The sequence below is a fragment of the Pseudomonas sp. FA117 genome, assembly GCF_057370475.1.
In genome coordinates, this window is sequence record NZ_CM170675.1 from 4,431,992 (window position 1) to 4,449,207 (window position 17,216).

The window sequence follows — 17,216 nt, forward strand, 5'->3', positions numbered from 1 at the left end:
GCGCGAGGCGCTGCGGATCAGCCGCGAAAAACCCTACCCGTCATAGGGTAATCCCCTATCGCCCGGGTAAAACGCGCGCTGCTACAGTCGCCCGATTTAAGTAATGGCCAGATGACATCCACCCCAACCGTCCATCACTCCAGGCAAATGGCGCACTATGACTTCCAATAATACTTCTGCCAATGCAGTGCCCGAGCCCTCGACCAGCAGCAGCGCACCGATCCTTGGTGGCAGTCAACCCGCCCGCAGCGTTGCCGCGCAGTATCTGTACTTCACCGAGACCGACATCCAGCGCATCCTCGAGAACCTCGACGGCCTGCGTGACCTGGTATTTCCTCAGGGCCTGCATGTCGAAGACGAAAGCCAGTTGCGCCTGGACCAGCAATTCCCTTCGGTGTGCCTGATCGGCCTGGGGCGCTGCGGCTCGAACATCGCCCTGGACGTGGCGGAGCTGGTGTACAACGCGCGCACCTTCTTCCTCAACGAGTTCAACAACGAAGACCGCAACAGAGGCGAAGGCGGCTACAGCCCCGCCCGCTGGATCCGACAGAACCTGCGCCTGGTACAGAATAAAGGGGCCAAGCCGGTGTTCCTGGTCGAACCGCTGGTGATGCTCGGCGACCTGGACAAGGACATCGCCGGACGCATCCGCTTTTCGCGCAAGGGCGAGCGCGGCGAGTTCCTGCGCGACTACAGCAAGATGAAGATCATGGACCTGTCCGAGGTACACGCCGGTGGCGCCGGCAACGCGCCGATCCTCGGCCAGTACCTGGCCAAGATCATCCTCAACAAGGATACCCAGCGCTTCTCCAGCGCCGACTGGAAGCTGATCCACTCGTACCTGATCGACTCCTGCGGCATCAAGGCCAACCAGTCGCGCCTGTATTTCTACATCTTCAGCGCCGGCGGCGGAACGGGTTCGGGCATGGCCTCGGAATTCGGCCTGGCCCAGCAGTACTCGTACATGAACAAGACCTTCGACACCAAGGCTGCCGACGAAAACGACGGCAAGAGCGGGCATTCGTTTGTCTTCGAGCCGATCTTCACCAGTGGCATCTGCGTACTGCCCAATGCCTCCGACCACCGCAGTGAAATGTCCGAGGCCCTGCACATCAATGCCGGACGCCTGCTGTGCAAGTACCTGTCCGAAGAATGGGACTTCTCGTACAACTTCGATAATGAAGACAGCAGCGAGGCCAGCGTCATGGGCCGCATCCGCCCATGGAACGCAATGATGCTGATCTCCAACGACATCATGCGCTACGCCGAGGAAAGCGACGACGGCACCATCCACAACATCGACGTCAACGCCATGGAGAAGCACGCCAACCAGTACATCTCCCAGCAGATCTTCAACATCCTCACCGCCCAGGCGGTGACCACCGACTACGACCAGAACTACTTCCGCCGCGCCGGCATCGACATCGGCGAAACCATCCGCCTGGATGCCAACGACCTGTTCATGAGCCTGGCAGGCCCGGTGGCGGTGGCCTATGCCGAATCGGTGGTGCCGGAAGCCCCGGCGCAGGGGTCGGACAAGTTCAAGGTGTTCGAGCGCGAGGCGCCGCGGCTGGACATCGACGACCTGTTCTTCCGTTCCATCGACCTGCCGCACTTCAACAAGCAGACCCAGGCCATCGAGGGCATCAGCCTGCTGCCGATCGAGTCACGCCGCTACCGCGCCGCGCTCGAGCAGTACCAGGCCTCGGGCTTCGATGCCGCGGCGCTGCACGACCTGCATTTCTTCAAGAACTGCTCCTCGGTGGTGTCGATCGTGTCGCTGCCCAAGGACTACAAGTTGTCGTACATGGACCTGAACCGGCTGAAGACTCACCTCAACAGCCTGTTCCCCAACACCACGCTCAAGCGCTACGCGCTGGTGATCGGCGCCTCGGCCAACCTGTCGCTGACCACCCTGATCGCCAAGAGCCCGTGCCTGTCGGACGACTTCCTGACCCTGATCGTGGCGTTCATCAAGCGCTGCTTCGCCCGTACGCCCTACCGCTTCGACGATACCCTGGACAACGCCATCCTCGAGTTCATCACCAGCGAACACTTCGACGAAGCCCACATCGACGACCTGCTCAACGAATTCGAGAACCCGGCGAAGATCCTCGATACCAACTGGTATGCGATCAAGCCGATGTACGAGAAGAAGTATCGCGAGCTGATCAACGACAAGAGCCGCTTCGTCTCGATCAACGACATCCGCTTGTCGCGCGAATGCGTGAAGAAGGCGGTGAAATACCTGCGCGAGATCTTCAGGCATCGGATCGGCAAGACGCGCGTGATCTCGCTGAACAGCCACACCGGGCGGGTCGATTACTGAGGGCTGGCACATGCCCCCCCGCAGGAGCGGGTTCACCCGAGAAAGCGAATAGTGACTTCACCGACGCATTCGCGGGCAAGCCCGCTCCTGCAAGGGGCATTACGCATCCCGTAAATTGTTACCGCAGTGGCGAACGCCGCGGCGACTTGTTACTTACTTCCACCTTACGTCAGCGTCAACACGCACCAATGAGGTGCAATCAAGCACTTTTACGCACTAAAAACGCCCGTGGTTATTCCGCTTTCTTAACCTGGATCACGATGAACGGCGAAACCACCACCGCCCAGATCTGCGGGTCGCTGCCTTGCAGCTCTAGCGCCTGCGCTGCGCTGAGCGGCCCGACAGTGCCATCATTGCGCCACTTGGTGAAGATATCGCTGCGATTCTCGGCCATTGCCTCGGCAACCGCGATCAGGTCCAGACTGGGGTCGACCCAAATCAGGTCACCCTTGGCCCAGAAACGCTCCAAGGCTTTCCACTCGATAATCGCGGTTTCGCCGAGCAATTTGGCATAGAGGGTGCTTGTGTGATCAGTCATGGGTTTTCCTGCCGACAGAATGGCCTTTGAAAAAGGGTCGGCATTTTTGCAGAAAAACCCGGTTTCAAATACGTAATTTGGTCGATGGACCCGGATTATGCGGGGTCGGGTCCGAGATACAGGCAAGATGATGGCGCTTTTTTGTATCTTTATGTCGATCATGCGACACCCCGGGAAACAGGGACTTTTCGCCCGCTTTTCAAGCGCTCGGAGAGCGCTCTACACTGTACCGGTACAGTTCCGGGACATGTTCCGGGGGAAGGTGGGCTTGCGACATGGCACGAGCGTGCCGCAAATCCCGCCCGGTCTGTAGCCCTGGCCGCCAGGACTATAAGAATTACAACAGAATGAGTGGAGCACTATGATCAAGATTTCCAAGCTGTTCGCCGCAATGGTCCTGGCCGGGGTAGCCAGCCATTCGTTTGCCGCCGACACCATCAAGATCGGCATTGCCGGTCCCAAGACCGGTCCGGTAACCCAGTACGGCGACATGCAGTTCATCGGCGCCAAACAGGCCATCAAAGACATCAACGCCAAGGGCGGCGTCGACGGCAAGATGCTCGAGGCCAAGGAATATGACGACGCGTGCGACCCTAAACAAGCCGTTGCGGTCGCCAACAAAGTGGTCAACGACGGCGTCAAGTACGTCATCGGCCACCTGTGCTCCAGCTCCACCCAGCCTGCGTCCGACATCTACGAAGACGAAGGCGTGATCATGATCACCCCTGCCGCCACCTCCCCGGAAATCACCGCCCGTGGCTACAAGCTGATCTTCCGTACCATCGGCCTGGACAGCGCCCAGGGCCCGGCCGCCGGCAACTACATCGCCGACCATGTCAAGCCGAAGGTCGTTGCGGTGCTGCACGACAAGCAGCAGTACGGTGAAGGCATCGCCACCGCGGTCAAGCAGACCCTGGAGAAGAAAGGCACCAAGGTCGCCGTCTTCGAAGGCCTGAACGCCGGTGACAAGGACTTCTCCTCGATCATCCAGAAGCTCAAGCAGAACAACGTCGACTTCGTCTACTACGGCGGCTACCACCCAGAGCTGGGCCTGATCCTGCGCCAGGCGCAGGAGAAGGGCCTGAAAGCCAAGTTCATGGGTCCGGAAGGTGTCGGCAACGACTCCATCTCGCAGATCGCCCAAGGCGCCTCGGAAGGCCTGCTGGTCACCCTGCCGAAATCCTTCGACGCCGATCCCGAGAACAAGGCCATCGTCGACGCCATCAAGGCCGACGGCAAGGATCCAAGCGGTCCGTTCGTCTTCCCTGCCTACTCCGCCGTCGAGCTGATCGCCGAAGGTATCAAGGCTGCCAAGTCCGAAGACACCGACAAGGTGGCAGCTGCCATCCACGCCGGCTCGTTCAAGACCCCGACCGGCACCCTGTCCTACGACGAGAAAGGCGACCTGAAAGACTTCAAGTTCGTGGTCTACGAATGGCACTTCGGCAAGCCGAAGACCGAAGTCTCCCCTCAGTAACTGCGTGACTAATAGCTGACCGAGAAGCCCACTGTGCGAGCAGTGGGCTTTGTTTTACGAGGTTCATGGACCTGATTCCCGCGATCCGGGAGCCGGTTCACCTGAAAATCTTAAAACCGTCACCCGCGGTTTCCTGGCTGTGCCCACTGACTTGGCGAAGACCACGAAACGGGCCGGGCCCATCGCCCGCCAGCGAAATGCAAATCAGGTTTTTAGGAGCGCTGTAATGCCTGAGATCTACCATTTCTTCCAACAACTGGTTAATGGATTGACCATCGGCAGCACCTATGCCTTGATCGCCATCGGTTACACGATGGTGTACGGCATCATCGGGATGATCAACTTCGCCCACGGCGAGGTGTACATGATCGGTTCCTACGTGGCCTTCATCGCCCTCGCGGGCCTGGCCATGATGGGTATCCACTCGCTGCCGATCCTGATGACCGTGGCCTTCGTCGCCACCATCTGCGTCACCAGTGCCTATGGCTACAGCATCGAACGGGTCGCCTACCGGCCGCTGCGCAACAGCAACCGCCTGATCCCGCTGATTTCCGCCATCGGCATGTCGATCTTCCTGCAGAACACCGTGCTCCTGTCGCAGGACTCCAAGGACAAATCCATCCCCAACCTGATTCCGGGCGCCTTCTCGTTCGGCCCGGGCGGTGCGGAGGAAGTGCTGGTGTCCTACATGCAGGTGCTGGTGTTCGTCGTCACCCTGGTGGCCATGACCTGCCTGACCCTGTTCATCTCCCGTTCCCGCCTGGGCCGCGCCTGCCGCGCCTGCGCCGAGGACATCAAGATGGCCAACCTGCTGGGCATCAACACCAACAACATCATTGCCCTGACCTTCGTCATCGGCGCTGCCCTGGCGGCAGTGGCGGCCGTGCTGCTGAGCATGCAGTACGGGGTGATCAACCCCAACGCCGGCTTCCTGGTGGGCCTGAAGGCCTTCACCGCAGCGGTACTGGGCGGCATCGGCAGCATTCCGGGCGCCATGCTCGGCGGCCTGGTGCTGGGTGTGGCCGAAGCCTTCGGCGCCGACATCTTCGGCGACCAGTACAAGGATGTGGTGGCGTTCGGCTTGCTGGTTCTCGTCTTGCTGTTCCGGCCGACCGGCATCCTGGGCCGTCCGGAGGTTGAAAAAGTATGAACAGAAATCTCAAACAGGCGTTCTTCAGCGCCTTGCTGGTCTGGGCCGTCGCCTTCCCGGTGCTGGGCCTGAAACTGAGCATCGACGGCATCAGCCTGATCGTGCACAGCCAGGGCAGCTTCACCATCGGCATCATCGCCGTGTGCTCGGTACTGATGTTCCTGCGCGTGCTGTTCGACCGGCAGTGGAGTGCGGTGATGGGCGCGCGCGGCGAGCGCAAGCTGATCCCGGCGTCGGTGAGCAACTTCCTGACCCTGCCCAGGACCCAGCGCTGGGTCATTCTCGGCCTGATCGCGGCAGCCCTGGTGTGGCCGTTCTTCGGCTCGCGCGGCGCGGTCGACATCGCCACCCTGATCCTGATCTACGTGCTGCTGGGCCTTGGCCTGAACATCGTGGTCGGTCTGGCCGGGCTGCTCGACCTGGGTTACGTCGGCTTCTACGCCGTCGGCGCCTACAGCTACGCCATGCTCTCGCACTACCTGGGCTGGAGCTTCTGGGTCTGCCTGCCGATCGCCGGCCTGATGGCCGCCACCTTCGGCTTCCTGCTCGGCTTCCCGGTGCTGCGCCTGCGCGGCGACTACCTGGCGATCGTCACGCTGGGCTTCGGCGAGATCATTCGCCTGTTCCTGCGTAACCTCACCGACTGGACCGGCGGCCCCAACGGCATCAGCAACATCCCCAAGCCGGAGTTCTTCGGGCTCACCTTCGAACGCCGCGCGGCCGAGGGCATGCAGACCTTCCACGAGTTCTTCGGGCTGGAATACAACTCGATCAACAAGGTCATCTTCCTCTACCTGGTCGCACTGCTGCTGGCGTTGCTGGCGCTGTTCGTGATCAACCGCCTGCTGCGCATGCCCATCGGGCGTGCCTGGGAAGCGCTGCGCGAAGACGAGATCGCCTGCCGGGCGCTGGGCCTGAACCCCACCGTGATCAAGCTCTCGGCCTTCACCCTGGGCGCCTGCTTCGCCGGTTTCGCCGGCAGCTTCTTCGCCGCGCGCCAGGGCCTGGTGACGCCGGAGTCGTTCACCTTCATCGAGTCGGCGATCATCCTCGCCATCGTCGTGCTTGGCGGCATGGGCTCTCAGTTGGGTGTGATTCTCGCGGCCATCGTGATGATCCTGCTGCCCGAGCTGATGCGTGAGTTCAGCGAGTACCGGATGCTGATGTTCGGTGCGCTGATGGTGTTGATGATGATCTGGCGTCCGCAGGGCCTGCTGCCCATGCAACGTCCACACATGGAGCTGCGTCGATGAGCCGCGAAATTCTGCAAGTCAGCGGCCTGAGCATGCGCTTCGGCGGCTTGTTGGCGGTCAACGGCGTCGGCCTGACCGTCAAGGAAAAACAGGTGGTGGCACTGATCGGCCCGAACGGCGCCGGCAAGACCACGGTGTTCAACTGCCTGACCGGCTTCTACAAGCCCAGCGGCGGCACCATCCTGCTCGACGGCCAGCCGATCCAGGGCCTGGCCGGCCACCAGATCGCCCGCAAGGGCGTGGTGCGGACCTTCCAGAACGTGCGCCTGTTCAAGGAGATGACCGCGCTGGAAAACCTGCTGATTGCCCAGCATCGTCACCTGAACACCAACTTCTTCGCCGGCCTGTTCAAGACCCCGGCATTCCGCCGCAGCGAGAAGGAAGCCATGGAGCGCGCGCAGTACTGGCTGGAGAAGGTCAACCTGACCGAATTCGCCAACCGTACCGCCGGCACCCTGGCCTATGGTCAGCAGCGTCGCCTGGAGATCGCCCGCTGCATGATGACCCAGCCCCGGATCATCATGCTCGACGAACCGGCAGCAGGCCTGAACCCCAAGGAGACCGAGGACCTCAAGGCCCTCATCGGCTACCTGCGCGAATCCCACAACGTGACCGTGCTGCTGATCGAGCACGACATGAAGCTGGTGATGAGCATTTCCGACCACATCGTGGTGATCAACCAGGGCACGCCGCTGGCCGATGGCACGCCGGAAGAGATTCGCGGCAATCCCGATGTGATCAAGGCCTACCTGGGGGAAGCGTAAATGCTGAAGTTCGAGAACGTTTCCACTTTCTACGGCAAGATCCAGGCGCTGCACAGCGTCAACGTCGAGATCAACCAGGGCGAGATCGTCACGCTGATCGGCGCCAACGGCGCCGGCAAGTCGACCCTGCTGATGACCCTGTGCGGCTCGCCACAGGCCCACAGCGGCAGCATCAAGTACCTGGGTGAGGAACTGGTCGGCCAGCCGTCCTCGCACATCATGCGCAAGAGCATCGCGGTGGTGCCGGAAGGCCGCCGTGTGTTCGCCCGCCTGACCGTCGAGGAAAACCTGGCCATGGGTGGCTTCTTCACCGACAAGGGCGATTACCAGGAACAGATGGACAAGGTCCTGCACCTGTTCCCGCGCCTGAAAGAGCGCTTCACCCAGCGCGGCGGCACCATGTCCGGCGGCGAACAGCAGATGCTCGCCATCGGCCGGGCGCTGATGAGCAAACCCAAGCTGCTGCTGCTCGACGAGCCATCGCTGGGCCTGGCACCGATCATCATCCAGCAGATCTTCGACATCATCGAGCAGTTGCGCCGCGACGGCGTGACGGTGTTCCTGGTGGAGCAGAACGCCAACCAGGCACTGAAGATCGCCGACCGTGCCTACGTGCTGGAGAACGGCAAGGTGGTGATGCAAGGGACCGGGGAGGCGTTGCTGACCGATCCGAAGGTGCGCGACGCGTACCTGGGTGGTTGACTGATCAAAGGGCCTGCGGGCCCTTTTTTCATGGCGGTGCAGGGTGGGTGAAAGTGCTGGCCCTTGTGAAGCCGCCCCCCGCTGGGTAACGTGGCCCACTTCAACCCGCCGCGACCCCGGAGTCCATCGATGCGCCTCACCCCTCCCCTGTTGCTCGCCGCCCTGCTGCCCCTGTTCGCCGGCTGCCAGATGCTCGCCGAGCAACCGAGCGACCCGAACGTCGGCACCACCCGCATGCAGGGCGAGCTCAGTGCAGCCAATGGCCAGTTGCTGTTCAAGCCGTGCAGCGAAGCGCGCCGCTTCGTGGTCAAGGATGCCGCCGGCACCGGCATCCTGCAGGAAGCCGCCAACCTGGCCAGTGGTCCGAAGACCACGCTGTTCGCCGATATCCGTGGGCGCCTGGCCGGCAGCCGCGAGGCCGGCACTGACGGTCAGCTCGACGTGACCCGGCTGTACCGCGTCGAAGCCTCTGCCAACGCCTGCGAGGACCCCAATTTCAAGCAACTGACCCTGCGTGCCGGCGGCCACCAACCAGACTGGGACATCAAGGCCAGCGGCAAGGGCATGGTGATCAACCGCGCCGACAAGGAGCCGCTGCCACTGCCCTTCCTCGAGGAACAGATGCCCGGCGGCGGCCTGAGCCTGTCCAGCGAAGCCAACGGCCAGCGCGTCGAACTGTGGGTCGCCCCGCAGCGCTGCGTCGAGCCCGGCAGCGGCGCGGTGCGCCACCTGCGCGCCGAACTGCGCATCGACGGCCAGACCCTGCAAGGCTGCGCCTACTACGGCGGCGCGCGCGACAACTGATCACCGGGTCGTTTTATCCTGCCAGTCAGGGCGGCTAACAGCTTATACTTGGCGGTTTGAGTAAAGCCGCCGGCCGCCCATGGCCGGGACACTGGACCCTGCCATGCTACGAATCACCGAACTGAAGCTGCCCCTGGACCATCCCGACGAAGCCCTGCGCGAAGCCATCGTCCAGCGCCTGGGCATCCGCGACGAGCAACTGCTCGGCTTCAACCTGTTCAAGCGCAGCTACGATGCGCGCAAGAAGAACAGCGAACTGCTGTTCATCTACACCATCGACCTTGAAGCCAGCAACGAAGCCGAACTGCTGCAGAAGTTCGCCGACGACCGCAACATCGGCCCGGCTCCGGACGTGACCTACAAGTTCGTCGGCCAGGCCCCAGCCGATCTCGAGCAGCGTCCGATCGTGGTCGGCTTCGGCCCGTGCGGCATCTTCGCAGGCCTCCTGCTGGCACAGATGGGCTTCAAGCCGATCATCCTCGAGCGCGGCAAGGAAGTGCGCCAGCGCACCAAGGATACCTGGGGCCTGTGGCGTAAAAGCGTGCTCAACCCCGAGTCCAACGTGCAGTTCGGCGAAGGCGGCGCAGGCACCTTCTCCGACGGCAAGCTGTACAGCCAGATCAAGGACCCGAATCACCATGGCCGCAAGGTCCTGGAAGAGTTCGTCAAGGCCGGTGCACCGGACGAGATCCTGTACATCAACAAGCCGCACATCGGCACCTTCCGCCTGACCGGCATGGTCGAGCAGATGCGCCAGGACATGATCGCCCTGGGCGCCGAAGTACGCTTTCAGGAGAAGGTCACCGACCTGCTCTGCGAAGACAGCCAGCTGACCGGCGTGGTGCTGGAGAGCGGCGAGCAACTGCACTCGCGCCATGTGGTCCTGGCCTTGGGCCACAGTGCCCGTGACACCTTCCGCATGCTCCATGCCAGGGGCGTATTCATGGAAGCCAAGCCGTTCTCGGTGGGCTTCCGTATCGAGCACCCGCAGACGCTGATCGACAAGGCGCGCCTGGGCAAGTACGCCGGGCACCCGAAATTGGGCGCGGCCGACTACAAGCTGGTGTACCACGCCAGGAACGGGCGTTCGGTGTACAGCTTCTGCATGTGCCCCGGCGGCACCGTGGTCGCGGCCACCAGCGAACCGGGGCGCGTGGTCACCAACGGCATGAGCCAGTATTCGCGCAACGAGCGCAATGCCAACTCGGGCATCGTCGTGGGCATCGACCCGGAGCGCGACTACCCGGGCGGCCCGCTGGCCGGCATCGAGTTGCAGGAGCGCCTGGAAGCCCACGCCTATGTCATGGGCGGCAGCAACTACCAGGCGCCTGCCCAGCTGGTCGGCGATTTCGTCGCCGGTCGTGCGTCCACGGCACTGGGCAGTGTCGAGCCTTCCTACAAACCCGGCGTCACCCTGGGCGATCTGGCTCCGAGCCTGCCGGACTTCGCCATCGAGGCGATCCGCGAAGCGCTGCCGGCCTTCGATCGCCAGATCAAGGGCTACAACCTGCACGATGCCGTGCTGACCGGCATCGAGACGCGCACCTCGTCGCCACTGCGCATCACCCGTGGCGAGGACTACCAGAGCCTGAACCTCAAGGGCCTGTTCCCGGCCGGTGAAGGCGCAGGCTACGCCGGCGGCATCCTGTCGGCAGGCGTCGACGGCATCCGCATCGCCGAAGCGGTGGCGCGGGATATCCTGGGCATCGACGCCTGACTCCCCCAGGCCAGCAGGTTGGGGCTATTGCCGGGTACTGCGCTGCTTGCGGTACTCGGCCACATAGCCCAGCTTGCGGCCAGCGACCTTGTCCAGTGCCTTGCGATCAACACGGCCATACCCCCCCAACTGGCGAGCCGTGAGACCGCTGTCCCCGACCACATCGTCCGGGGGCAGCGCCACCATCAGCCTGGCTGCTGTCGCAACCGCCTGACGATAACCGCTGCGCTCATCGAGGTCGAAGGCTGCCAGCGGCAGCACACCGCGTAGCCAGTTACCCCAGTAGAACTCGAGAAACTCCGGTGCGACGTCGCCTGAGCGTGGCTTGTCGTAGGCAACCCCGCGGGCGAAGTACACCAGGGAGCGATAGGGATCGTCGGCCATGTCGCGCAAACCGACATGGGCCGGCAAGCGGGCCGGCGTGATCGGCTCGCCGTCGGCGCCGCGCAACCATACCTTGCGGGCCTGCTGCATACGCTGCCAGAACTGCGCAAGGTCGGCACTGTCGCTGAAGTCGTCGGTGACTCGCACCCAGACCTTCAGGGCGGGGCCGGCCCATTCGGCAAGACTGGTGAAACTGTGGTGTCCATCGGTGAGGTAGAGCTGCCCACCCGGCCCGACGACCACGGTCTTCATATCGGCCTTGCGGCTGCCCACGGGGGCCTCACAAGCAAAGCTGTCGGCCTTGGTCAGCTCGGCGCCCTTCTCCAGCGCACGGGCTTGCCCCTGCCCGTTGACCTCGCAGTAGTCATCGAAGGCCCTTCGTGGCTCATCGGCATATCGACCCAGCTTGAAATAGACCTGGTCGAATCCGATGACCGCCTGGGTGGGGTGCAACTGTTCGATACTGACCTGCACCAGTTGCCCAGTACGAACCGGGTCGACCTCGGTTCGGGCCAGGGCCTGCCCACAGAGCGGGAGCAGCAGAAGCGCCAGTAGGATCCTGGATAAGCGAATCATGGTATTCCTCGTTGTCGGGCACCCCGCAGGAGCGGGGCTGCCACAGATCAGCCACAAGCGTCAGAAAACATACTGCAGACGCATCGCCAAGGCATTACCAGAATCATCACCGGCCTGGTTGCTGATGCCGTCGACCTTTGTCTTCACATAATTGGCCGAGACCTTGAGCAGATCGTTCACATACCAGTTGACCCCCAGGGTGTGCAGCCTGGCGCGGTTATCAAGGTAATCGCGCTCCTCGACTTCGGCGGCATCGAAGCGATAGAACACTTCCCAGGCGCCCAGTCGCTTGTCGGACGGCTTTATCTTGTCGAACTTGCCGCCGTCGAGCTTGTATCCGCGAGGCTCGCCGGTGAGGGTGTAGGCCACCTGGCCGTAGTAGCCGGTCGCCTTTCGATCATTGCGCCGGGTGCCCGACGCGGCAGCGAGGTCGCGACGCAGGTACTCGGCCTGCACCGACAGCGGGCCTTGCGCCCAGGCGGCCTCCAGCCCCCAGACCGCATCGCCGTCGTAGGCCCCGGAGACACCGGGGGCGAGGTCCACGCGATTGCCGTTGACGCTGTCCTCGGAAGTTCCGCGCACACCCAGGCGCGAGCGGATACGGCCATTGCTCGCCACCTTGTCGATATCACTCATGGCGTAATCGACACCCAAGTGCAGCACATTGCCCGGCTCGGCCCGAGGCGCAACGACGGCGCGCAGGTTGTAGGTATTGGTGTTCCTGCCGTTCTTGTCTTCCTGGCCCTTGGGGCGATTGACACCGACGACGCCATGGAACATGTCGGCGCTGGCGCTCAGTTGCACACCCATGCCGTCGGCATGATCCGCGACCCAGGGGGCCAGATCCCCGAGCAGGCTGCGCTCGATTGCGGTGGTCCATTTGGAACTGGTGGCTTGCTCCAGCCCGAAGTCGGGATCGAAACGCCCCACCTTGATCGTCACCGGGTCCAGAGCCAGGTAACTGACAGAGGCTTCTTTCCAGGAGGTCGCGCCGTCGTCGGCGAAATCGATGGAGAACTCATAGGACCAGTCGGCATACGCCCTGCCGGTCAGCTCCAAGCGGGCGCGGCGCAGGTAGGCCTCGTTCGCACGCTTGCCGTTATTGCTGTAGATACCGTCGAATTCGCTGTAGTCGGCCTGCAGAAGGCCACCGATCTGGAAAGCGAACTGCTTGTCGGTGGTGGCAACCTCAAGCCCTCCACGGGTCTTGATGACGATATCGGCGCCATCGGTGGTCACGGTGCCCGCCGCGGCCGGGGTGCTGATCATCAATGCCAGCGAGCCCGCGGCAAATCCGGGGCAGCAGGTAGCGAGTCGGTAAAGAACGTTCATGCAACATCTCCCAAAAGTCATGTTTATCTACCGCCGGACAACAGCCGTTCGGTGGTAGGTGAGGCTGTTGAGAGCGTGTGACAATCAGGTTTCATTGAAATAATTAGTCAATTAAATCAATGAATTAGAGAGATATTTTGAAATGTCACCAGGTATTTTCGGTAAACAGACGCCAACTGTGCTGCATCGGTGCTGCGACTGATCCGAAGGTCATGTAGGCCAATGCGCACACTCAAGGCGGCAAGCCCGCTCCTACAGGGGGACCCGATTTGAGCTCTTTCAGATGCGAAATTTTTCAGCGGGGAAATCAAGCGGAAAAAGCAGCAGCGAGTGTCCGAACACTCCGCGAAAACAGGCGAAAAACTCCTCGTTGCTCTCGAATAGCCAAAGCTCAAACTCTTATAACAAAAAAGAATATAATTTTTGTTTTAAAGAATATCCCACCACGTTAGGGTGTACGTCCGTTCCGTTCGAATACGTACTGGAGACGCTTGCCCGTGCGCAGCCTCATCAATCGCTTCCTGCAGCTGGAGGCCGCCAGCGGCCTGCTGCTCATTGCCGCGGCGGTCATTGCCCTGATCGTCAACAACTCACCGCTGTCGCACCTGTACGTCGGTTTTCTCGACGTCCCGGTCGCCGTGCAGATCGGCGCCCTGCAGATCGCCAAACCCCTGCTGTTGTGGATCAACGACGGCCTGATGGCACTGTTCTTCCTGCTGATCGGCCTGGAGGTCAAGCGCGAAGTGCTCGAAGGCCAGCTGTCCAGGCCTTCGCAGGTCATTCTTCCCGCTACCGCCGCGGTGGGCGGCATGCTGGTGCCGGCACTGATCTACTGGTTCATCAACCGTGACAACCCCGCGACGCTGGCCGGCTGGGCCATCCCCACCGCCACCGATATCGCCTTCGCCCTGGGCGTGCTGGCGCTGCTGGGCAAGCGCGTACCGGTATCGCTGAAGCTGTTCCTGATGACCCTGGCGATCATCGATGACCTGGGCGCGATCATCATCATCGCGCTGTTCTACTCCGGCGAACTGTCGAGCCTCGCGCTGATGCTCGCCGGGGCCTGCCTGCTGGCATTGCTGGCGATGAATCGCCTTGGCGTGAAACGGCTGGCGCCCTACCTGCTGGTGGGCCTGGTGCTATGGGTCTGCGTGCTGAAAAGCGGTGTCCATGCCACCCTGGCAGGCGTGGCGCTTGCGATGTTCATTCCGCTGCGCGGCAGCGCCGGGAAACACAGCTCCCCCTTGATCACCCTGGAGCATGCCCTGCACCCTTGGGTGGCCTATGCGATCCTGCCGCTGTTCGCCTTTGCCAATGCCGGGGTGTCGCTGGTGGGCGTCAGTGCAGAGAGCTTCACCCACACGGTGCCCATGGGCGTTGCCACCGGCCTGTTGCTGGGCAAGATGATCGGTGTGTTCGGCCTGACCTGGATCGCCATCAAGCTGCGCCTGGCCGCCCTGCCGGCCGGCGCCAACTGGGGGCAGGTGTTCGGTGTGGCGATCCTGTGCGGCATCGGCTTCACCATGAGCCTGTTCGTCGGTTCGCTGGCCTTCCCCTCAGGCGTCAGCGAGTATGCCGGAGAAGACCGCATGGGCATTCTCACCGGTTCGTTGTTCGCCGCATTGATCGGCTATGCAGTGACGGCAGCCGCCAGTCGCAAGCAATCGGTCGCAGCCACCGCGCACTGACCGGCAGGCATTAAAAAACCCCGACCGGCCAAGCCGAGTCGGGGTTTTTCATGCCTGCAAATCAGTGCGTGACGCGGCTGGTGCCATCGACCGTCATGATGCGCACACGCTCACCCACACGGAAGATCTCGTTCTGCTGCACTTGCTGCACATAGGCACGCATGCTGCCGTCGTCTTCACGCACGGTGATTTCCACGCCCTGGGTACGGGTCAGGCCTTCCTCGGCAGCCGAACCTGCCAGGCCACCGGCAACGGCACCGATCACCGCGGCGACGATGCTGCCACGCCCGCCACCCACGGCGCTGCCGGCCACACCACCGACGATCGCACCGGCGCCACCGCCGATCGGGGTCTTGGTACCTTCGATTTTCACAGGGCGCAGCGATTCGATGGTGCCCATGCGCACGGTCTGCACGCGGCGGGCTTCATCCCGGGAATAGCTGTCGCCGGTCAGGCTGGACTGGCAGCCGCCAAGCAGCAGCGCCATGGTGGTGAAGCTCGCCACCAGCAAAACGGATTTACGCATGGGAAATCTCCATAAGTCAGGTGTCCATTAGACTCCGCGTGATGATGGGTGTCACGACACAAACGTTATTAAATTGTTTTCATTCAGCTCAAGTACAGGCTGCAACTGATTTGCCGTCAGTTTCACCATTGAGACCAAGAATAGCCATGGATTGCTCCATCGGCGTGGTGACGGCTGTCGCAGACCTGCGCAAGCCTGGAGAGAATGGGGCCGTGACCGGCCCCGGGCACTCAAGGTGCCAGTCGCTCACGCTGCCACTGGCCAGCAGCCAGACGGTAGTTGAGGCGATCGTGCAGGCGGCTGGAGCGGCCTTGCCAGAATTCGATGCGCTCGGGCAGCAACCGGTAACCACCCCAATGTTCGGGGCAATGTGGCTGGGTGTCGGAGAAACGCGCCTCGGTGGCCTTGACCAGCCCTTCGAGCTCGGCACGGTCGGCGATCACCCGGCTCTGCGGCGAAGCCCAGGCCCCCAGGCGGCTGCCCAGCGGCCGCACCTGGTAGTAGGCGTCCGATTCCTGGGCGCTGACCTTCTCGACCCGACCCTCGATCCGCACCTGGCGCTCGAGCGCCGGCCAGAAGAAGGTCATGGCTGCGAAAGGATTGGCCTGCAGCTGCTGGCCCTTGGCGCTGTCGTAGTTGGTGAAGAAGGTGAATCCCTGCTCATCCAGCCCCTTGAGCAACAGCACCCGGCAATGCGGGCGCCCTTGCTCGTCGACGGTCGCCAGGGTCATGGCATTGGCCTCCACTGGCGGCTGCTCGGTCTTCACCGCATCGCCAAACCACTGGTGAAACAAGGCGAAGGGGTCGTCCGGCGCCTGAGCCTCGGCCAGGCCGTCACGGGTGTAGTCGCGGCGCATATCGGCCAGGGACTGGGTCATGATTGCGTTTCCTTGACGATCAGTTGCTCTTCGCAGTGCTGTTGGCGGCGACTTTCTTGTCGGCTGCAGGCGCTGCTTTCTTGGCAGCTGGCTTGGCGGCCGGCTTCTTCGCCGCAGGCTTGGCGGCAGTCTTGGCCACGGCTTTCTTCGCGGCCGGCTTGGCGGCGGCCTTGGCAGCAGGTTTGGCGGCAGCCTTGGGCTCGGCCGCCTTGACCGGCGCCTTGGCATCCTGGGTGGCGACCATCGCGGCCGGTACCGGCGCCGGCGCGGCCTGCTGGTACTTGGCGAGCAGCGCAACCATGGTGTTCTGCGGGGTCAGCAGCATCTCGACACGACGGTTCAGGGCACGGCCTTCAACGCTGTCGTTGGCCGCACGCGGCATCACCGAACCCATGCCCTTGAGCGTGAGGCGGTCGCGCTGCAAGCCGCTGAGGCGGAAGATCGCCGACACCGAGGCGGCGCGCTCGAGGCTGAGTTTCTGGTTGGCGACCGCGACGCCGCTGGTGTCGGCGTGGCCAAGTACAAGGACCGCGGTCTTCGGGTCGACTTCGACGATCTTGGCCACACGGGTGATCGGGCCCAGGGAAGACGGCAGCAGCATGTTCGGGCGGTCCGGGTTGTAGGAACCGTCGACCGGCAGGGTCACCGCAATCACGTTGTCACGACGCTCGACTTCGAGCTTGCTGTCCTTGGCCGCCTCGCGCAGCTTCGGTTCGTACTCGTCCAGCCAGGCCTGGGTGGCCTTCTGGTCGATCTTCGGCACGGCCGGCGCCTCGGCCTGCTTGTCGCTGGAACCGAACGGCCACCACCAGCGGCTGCTGCTCTCGGACTTGGCATCGGCCTGGGCAACCTTCTCGGTCACCGCTTCCTTCACTTCCTGGTCGGCGACCTTGTCCGAACCGAAAGGCCACCAGTTCAGGCCGGCGTCCTTGGAGCCGTCCTGGGAGTGGCTGGCGCAGCCGGTCATGGCCAGGCACAGGGCAAGTGCTAAGGTTTTGTGTGAAGACATCAGCGATACACCATGAATTAGAAAGAGATTTTGCCCACGCATAGGCGGCGTTGGCATTGAGGATAGTCAAAGGAATCCGGCATTACCCG

Annotated in this window: 15 protein-coding genes; 9 read left to right on the forward strand and 6 right to left on the reverse strand. The window is 62.7% G+C overall.

Annotated features, from left to right (window positions below):
• Positions 1-157: 157 nt before the first annotated feature.
• On the forward strand, positions 158-2,329 hold the full coding sequence (locus AC1TXO_RS20520) for a hypothetical protein (protein WP_486403432.1): 2,172 nt from the start codon (positions 158-160) through the stop codon (positions 2,327-2,329).
• 232 nt (positions 2,330-2,561) lie between these two features.
• Here AC1TXO_RS20520 and AC1TXO_RS20525 read toward each other — a convergent pair whose 3' ends face one another.
• A complete protein-coding gene (locus tag AC1TXO_RS20525) occupies positions 2,562-2,867 on the reverse strand; it encodes a DUF2288 domain-containing protein (protein ID WP_486406874.1) in 306 nt (101 codons plus the stop codon).
• A 361-nt stretch (positions 2,868-3,228) separates the two neighbouring features.
• Between AC1TXO_RS20525 and AC1TXO_RS20530 the strand changes: the two genes are divergently transcribed.
• From AC1TXO_RS20530 to AC1TXO_RS20560, 7 genes are all read left to right on the forward strand, one after another.
• Positions 3,229-4,344 carry a branched-chain amino acid ABC transporter substrate-binding protein gene (locus AC1TXO_RS20530; RefSeq protein ID WP_486403433.1) on the forward strand — a complete coding sequence of 372 codons (1,116 nt, stop codon included), beginning with the start codon at positions 3,229-3,231 and terminating at the stop codon, positions 4,342-4,344.
• A gap of 226 nt (positions 4,345-4,570) precedes the next feature.
• Positions 4,571-5,494: a high-affinity branched-chain amino acid ABC transporter permease LivH gene (livH, locus tag AC1TXO_RS20535; protein WP_054891750.1), complete on the forward strand. Its 924-nt coding sequence runs from the start codon at positions 4,571-4,573 to the stop codon at positions 5,492-5,494.
• Entirely contained in the window at positions 5,491-6,747 is a 1,257-nt protein-coding gene (locus AC1TXO_RS20540) for a high-affinity branched-chain amino acid ABC transporter permease LivM (protein WP_486403434.1), read from the forward strand. The genes livH and AC1TXO_RS20540 overlap by 4 nt, the downstream gene beginning before the upstream one ends.
• Complete coding sequence (gene livG / locus AC1TXO_RS20545) at positions 6,744-7,511, forward strand: high-affinity branched-chain amino acid ABC transporter ATP-binding protein LivG (RefSeq protein WP_054891752.1); 768 nt, start codon at positions 6,744-6,746, stop codon at positions 7,509-7,511. The genes AC1TXO_RS20540 and livG overlap by 4 nt, the downstream gene beginning before the upstream one ends.
• Positions 7,512-8,213 (forward strand): ABC transporter ATP-binding protein, encoded by a 702-nt coding sequence (locus AC1TXO_RS20550; RefSeq protein WP_486403435.1) that lies wholly within the window; start codon positions 7,512-7,514, stop codon positions 8,211-8,213. It begins immediately after the preceding gene.
• 129 nt (positions 8,214-8,342) lie between these two features.
• A complete protein-coding gene (locus AC1TXO_RS20555; protein WP_486403436.1) occupies positions 8,343-9,017 on the forward strand; it encodes a COG3650 family protein in 675 nt (224 codons plus the stop codon).
• Positions 9,018-9,120: 103 nt separating this feature from the next.
• A complete protein-coding gene (locus AC1TXO_RS20560) occupies positions 9,121-10,734 on the forward strand; it encodes an NAD(P)/FAD-dependent oxidoreductase (protein WP_486403437.1) in 1,614 nt (537 codons plus the stop codon).
• 24 nt (positions 10,735-10,758) lie between these two features.
• On the opposite strand, the gene AC1TXO_RS20565 is transcribed toward AC1TXO_RS20560, so the two are convergent.
• Positions 10,759-11,691 carry a ParB/Srx family N-terminal domain-containing protein gene (locus AC1TXO_RS20565; protein WP_486406875.1) on the reverse strand — a complete coding sequence of 311 codons (933 nt, stop codon included), beginning with the start codon at positions 11,689-11,691 and terminating at the stop codon, positions 10,759-10,761.
• A gap of 63 nt (positions 11,692-11,754) precedes the next feature.
• Entirely contained in the window at positions 11,755-13,026 is a 1,272-nt protein-coding gene (locus AC1TXO_RS20570) for an OprO/OprP family phosphate-selective porin (protein ID WP_486403438.1), read from the reverse strand.
• 497 nt (positions 13,027-13,523) lie between these two features.
• Here AC1TXO_RS20570 and nhaA point away from each other — a divergent pair, with 497 nt between their 5' ends.
• Positions 13,524-14,714 (forward strand): Na+/H+ antiporter NhaA, encoded by a 1,191-nt coding sequence (nhaA, locus tag AC1TXO_RS20575; protein ID WP_486403439.1) that lies wholly within the window; start codon positions 13,524-13,526, stop codon positions 14,712-14,714.
• Between the two features lie 61 nt (positions 14,715-14,775).
• Here nhaA and AC1TXO_RS20580 read toward each other — a convergent pair whose 3' ends face one another.
• The 3 genes from AC1TXO_RS20580 to AC1TXO_RS20590 all read right to left on the reverse strand — a co-directional run bounded on the left by AC1TXO_RS20580 (position 14,776) and on the right by AC1TXO_RS20590 (position 17,127).
• On the reverse strand, positions 14,776-15,240 hold the full coding sequence (locus tag AC1TXO_RS20580) for an outer membrane lipoprotein (RefSeq protein ID WP_110996277.1): 465 nt from the start codon (positions 15,238-15,240) through the stop codon (positions 14,776-14,778).
• Between the two features lie 230 nt (positions 15,241-15,470).
• On the reverse strand, positions 15,471-16,118 hold the full coding sequence (gene pdxH, locus AC1TXO_RS20585; protein ID WP_486403440.1) for a pyridoxamine 5'-phosphate oxidase: 648 nt from the start codon (positions 16,116-16,118) through the stop codon (positions 15,471-15,473).
• A gap of 19 nt (positions 16,119-16,137) precedes the next feature.
• Positions 16,138-17,127, reverse strand: coding sequence for an OmpA family protein (locus tag AC1TXO_RS20590; protein ID WP_486403441.1), 990 nt, complete (start codon positions 17,125-17,127; stop codon positions 16,138-16,140).
• Between the last annotated feature and the right edge of the window lie 89 nt (positions 17,128-17,216).